Source organism: Mesorhizobium sp. M7A.F.Ca.MR.362.00.0.0, from assembly GCF_004023175.1.
Classification (GTDB): domain Bacteria; phylum Pseudomonadota; class Alphaproteobacteria; order Rhizobiales; family Rhizobiaceae; genus Mesorhizobium.
In genome coordinates, this window is record NZ_RZTF01000439.1 from 502 (window position 1) to 5,061 (window position 4,560).

The 4,560-nt window shown below is 63.4% G+C and carries 5 protein-coding genes; 2 read left to right on the forward strand and 3 right to left on the reverse strand.

Annotation, left to right across the window (positions count from 1 at the left end; translation table 11 throughout):
- Both EOC06_RS32375 and EOC06_RS32380 read right to left on the reverse strand, forming a co-directional pair.
- A partial coding sequence (locus tag EOC06_RS32375; protein WP_281062129.1) for a 7TM diverse intracellular signaling domain-containing protein occupies positions 1-1,653 on the reverse strand: 1,653 nt, incomplete at its 3' end.
- 2 nt (positions 1,654-1,655) lie between these two features.
- The gene (locus EOC06_RS32380) at positions 1,656-2,402 is read right to left on the reverse strand and encodes a response regulator transcription factor (RefSeq protein WP_128309702.1); all 747 of its coding nucleotides are present in this window, start codon (positions 2,400-2,402) and stop codon (positions 1,656-1,658) included.
- A gap of 517 nt (positions 2,403-2,919) precedes the next feature.
- On the opposite strand from EOC06_RS32380, the gene EOC06_RS32385 reads away from it, so the two are divergent.
- Entirely contained in the window at positions 2,920-3,123 is a 204-nt protein-coding gene (locus EOC06_RS32385) for a hypothetical protein (RefSeq protein WP_127271958.1), read from the forward strand.
- Positions 3,124-3,274: 151 nt separating this feature from the next.
- On the opposite strand, the gene EOC06_RS32390 is transcribed toward EOC06_RS32385, so the two are convergent.
- Positions 3,275-3,643, reverse strand: a complete 369-nt coding sequence (locus tag EOC06_RS32390) for a helix-turn-helix domain-containing protein (protein ID WP_164781857.1) — start codon at positions 3,641-3,643, stop codon at positions 3,275-3,277.
- An 89-nt stretch (positions 3,644-3,732) separates the two neighbouring features.
- Here EOC06_RS32390 and EOC06_RS32395 point away from each other — a divergent pair, with 89 nt between their 5' ends.
- Positions 3,733-4,338: an NADPH-dependent FMN reductase gene (locus EOC06_RS32395; protein WP_127271924.1), complete on the forward strand. Its 606-nt coding sequence runs from the start codon at positions 3,733-3,735 to the stop codon at positions 4,336-4,338.
- Positions 4,339-4,560 lie beyond the last annotated feature (222 nt).

Sequence of the window (4,560 nt, forward strand, 5' to 3'; positions counted from 1 at the left end):
GTTGTCCTGGATGGCCAGGCTCAGCGTCTCGCCGCGCCGGTGCAGGTCGATGACGACGCGGCTTGCCTGGCTGTGCTTGAGCACGTTGGTCAGGCCTTCCTGCAGGATGCGGACGAGATCGAGGCTTCGCGCCGCCGGCAGGTGGCAGTCCTCCAGCCCGGTCAGGTTCCACACGCAGTCGATGTCGCGGCTTTCGCATGCCAGCGTTTGGCGGCGGCGCAGCGGCGCGATCCACTCGGCCAGCGACTGGCCGCCCGTCGGGTCGTCGGCAGCGGTGTCGATGATCACCCGCAACTCGTCGCGCAGTTCCTTGAGGACGGACAGGAAGCGATCGGCCGGCAGGTTCTGCGGCGCATGCTCCAGCATGGCGATCGAATTGACCAGGGTGCCGCCCATGCCGTCGTGCAGATTGTGGGAAAGGGACACGTGTTCGGCCAGCCTGGTGTTGGCGAGGATGACCTCATGCTGCTGATGCAGCGTGAGGGCGAGTTCCTCCCTGGCGGTTTCGATCTTGGCCGTGAGTTCATCGTTGAACCCTTCGATGCGGCGCATGTTGGCGACGAAGTTCCAGGCCAGCACCAGCGCCATGCCGACCATCTGCAAGTGGGATGTCAGCGTGACGTAGTAGACATTGCCAAGAAGGATGCCGAAATAGGTCATCAGGTCATGCAGGATGGCCACGATGGTGAGCGCGTTGACGATATGGAGGACGATGTGGTCCAGGCGAGCGCTGCGCCAGGTCAGGCCGATCGCCAGGAAACAGGCGCCGATGTAAAGCAGCGACCAGGACAAGGCCAGGAGGTTGAGCATCGGGCCGAGTTGGGAATGCGGTGTGGCAAACAAGGCGGCGGCGCCGATCGCCAGCGCGGCCCACAGCACGGCTTCCCCTCGGGGAAAGCGGCGCTCGGCGAAGCGGATGACAAACAGCACGAAGGCGGCGGCCATGACCATGAAGGAGAGCATGATAAAACGCTGCCATGTGTCGGTCGTCCCGAACGGCCAGGGGCTCGTGACCACGAAATTGAGCGAATAGCAAAACCACGCAATCGTCATCAGGGCGAACCAGCCATAGGCCTTCAAGCTTCGGCGCAGCAGCCAGACGACGAAGAAGAAGGTGCCAAGCGCCGCGGTGACGCCGAGATAGAAGACCGGCAGCTCGCGGCGAATCCAGAATTGCTGGACAAAATGGGCACGCGTCGCCGAAGGCGGGCCGATCAGCACCGGACCAAGACCCGGCTGGTATGGCGCCAGGCCCGAGACCCTGATCAGCAGCGTGTTGGTGCCGGCATGCAGGACCGGGGCTGAGAGCTGCCAGTAGCGGGGCACGTTCCATGAGCGCGTCAACGGCTCGACGAGGAATTCGTCGCGTCCGAGTTCCGCGCCGTTGACGGAGATCGATCCGGCCAGTGTCCAGTAGTTCAGCGCGAGGCCCAGCGGTTCGGTTGCGTCGGCCCTGTCGAAGGTGAGGCGGTACCAGACCACGCCGTCGAAACCGGGCCAGCGCGTCGTCCAGTCGTCGGGCAAGGTCACGCTGGTCCAGCCGGTGGCCGGCGGCGCGGCGGCGTCCCAGCCGGATCGCACGGCCTCGATCGTCTTGAACGGCACGGCCCCGCCGGCGGCAAAGGCGATGCCGCCCGGCACGAGGAGCAGCAATATCAGGGCAAGAAGCCTTGCGACCGCGCCTCGAAGATCGCTTCCGTCCGGGATTTGACCGACAGCTTCTTGTAGATGTTGCGAATGTGGCATTCGACCGTGAACCTGGAGAGGGAAAGGACTCCCGAAATCTCTCGATTGGTAAGCCCCTTGGCAACGAGGTTCAGGATCTCGACCTCGCGCGGCGTCAAGGGAGGCGGCGCTGCAAGCGCGGGCTTGCCGCGCCCCGGCCTGTCGGTGGAAGGACGGGCGCGCCCGGACGGTGCCGGCGCCGACACCAGTTCCAGAAGTTCCAGAATGCGCCGGGCGATGAAGGGATCGATCGGCGCGCCGCCGCGGATGGTGCTGCGGATCGAAAGCGACAGCTCGACGTCGTCGCGCTCCTTCAAGAGATAGCCGGTCGCCCCGGCGCGCAGGGCTTCGAGGATGGTGTTTTCGTTGCTCCAGGCCGAGATGACGAGGATCGGCAGCGCCGCGTCGTGCTCGTGCAGGGAGCCGATGAGGTCGATGCCGTTGCCGTCGGGCAGGCCGACATCGACCAGCGTCATGGCAAAGGGCTGGTCGACGAGCAGGGTCCTGGCCTGCGCGATCGACCCGGCGAAAAACAGCTCCTCCTCAGCATAGCCAAGACCTCTCAGGATCGAGCGCAACCGCACCTGCATCATCGGCTCGTCCTCGACGACAAGCAGCGGGCTCGGCAGCAGTGCTTCCGATGGCAGGTCGATGACGGGATGTTCCTTGTACGACATGAACCTCGACGCGAATGGCGGCTTTCACCGATAGCAGCCGGGGCGGAAAACACCCAGGCGATCGTAACCAGTCTGCCATGGATCGCTTGCCGCCGACATAGCTGGGATCAGGTAGACAGGGCTACGAACTCGGGGTTAACGGGTGGGTTGGTCCGGAGCCCTCGCCGGCGCGTTGGCTGACGGAGCATCAGACGAAAAACCCGCCTGTGCGGCGGGTCTCTGGCGCAAATCAGCACAATCAGCACCATGGACGGAAATGTACCTTAGCTGAGGGCACCGAGTCAAGAAAAAATTCCTATCGTGAAAATCCACCGGCACAAAAAGCCACCGGCACAAAAGCCGCCGGCGGCGCCGAACTGGCTGTCGTCAGGTCTTTTGTAAAACTGGGTTCGGAGCCCTGATCAGGTAGAGCGAGCCGGGCATGGGTCCGTTTGTAACAGGGGCCATGTGGCGGACCTGTTTCGCGACATCCAATGGTTGCCTTCGCGCCCGATCCTGCTGCAATCGGAGAGAGACAATGCGTCAACATCTGCTGAACGGTTGGCTCGTGGCAGCCCTGGTCGCGACGACCTGCCTGCTCGGCGTGACCGCCTACGCGGAGGTGAAGGAAGATATCTCGCGCAGTGCCTGCACGCATGGGGAACAGGCTCCCGGCAAGCAGGGCGCACGGTGTGATAGCTGTGGCGCCGCGCGATGCGATGTCCGCGCATCAGGAGCCTGAGCGGCAGCCGTCAGGGGACGGCATGAGCGGCAATCCGCCAGCCAAAACGGCGCGTGCATTCGGGCAACGATCCGCACAGCCGAGATAGAATTTCCGATCAGACAAGCCGGATGTTGCGTGCCGGGCTGGATCCCTTGCGGTGCAAGGGGTTTCACGCGTGCGTGCCGTCGAATTTTTCGCGCGCAGCCTTGACGCGCATGGTGTTCGCGCGCGCCCATTCGCTCAGTGCGCTGACGGGGATCAGCAGCTCGTGGCCGAGCTCGGTCAGCTCATAATCGACGCGCGGTGGAATGGTTGGAAACACGGTGCGGGTGACGAAGCCGTCACGCTCCAGCCCGCGCAAGGTGGTGGTCAGCATTTTCTGCGAGATGCCGCCGACGGCAGCGCGCAATTCGTTGAAACGCAGCGGTCCGTCGCCCAGCTTGCCGACGACCAGAACGGTCCATTTGTCGCCGACGCGCTGCAGGATTTCCGAGATGGCGCGGCAGTCTTCGGAGCGGTGTGGGTGCCTCGGTAACAAAAAAGTGCCTTCTTGTGCATCGCGTTTCCAGTATCTCATATAGCGCAGGTATCCAAATGATACCAGTACTTCGTGCAAGGAGAGCCCTTATGTCCAAACCCAAAATTGCCATCGTCGTCGGATCGACGCGCGCCGCTCGTTTCGCCGATGTGCCAACCCAGTGGATCGCCAAGATCGCCAAGTCGCATGCCGACATCGATGTCGAGGTCGTCGACCTGCGCGACTTCCCGCTGCCGTTCTTCGACGAGGTCGCATCCTCCGCCTGGGCGCCGTCGCAGAACGAAGTGGCACAGCGCTGGCAGAAGAAGGTCGCCGAATTCGACGGCTTCATCTTCACCGCCGCCGAATACAATCATGGCCCGACGGCCGTGCTGAAGAACGCCATCGACTACGCCGCCAATGAATGGAACAAGAAGTCGGCCGGCTTCGTCGGTTATGGCAGCGTTGGCGGCTCGCGTGCCGTCGAACAGCTTAGACTGTATGCCGTCGAATTGCAGATGGCGCCGGTCAAGTCGGCCGTCCATATCGCCTGGGGCGATTTCCTCGCCGTCCGCCAGGGCGAGAAGAAGCTGGAAGACCTCGAGCATCTGAACCAGGCCGCCACCGCGCTGGTCAACGATGTTGCGTGGTGGGCCAAGGTGCTCAAGGCAGCGCGTCAGGCCGACGCCGTTGCCGAGGAAGTCAAGGCGGCCTGACCTTCACATCATCCTCCCAGGGATACGGGGCGGCGCTTGCGTCGCCCTTTTTCATGGGTCGCGCTTTTGCCGGCAAGCAATGACTGTGAATGACGACTGCCTCTCCCATCGATAGATGGGTTACAGTTCTTCCCCGCCGTGCCGCTGCGGATCTGCCTTTTGCAAAGTCGGCGCTGCCCCTCATCCGGCTGCCGCACCTTCTCCGTATGGAGACGGGGAGAA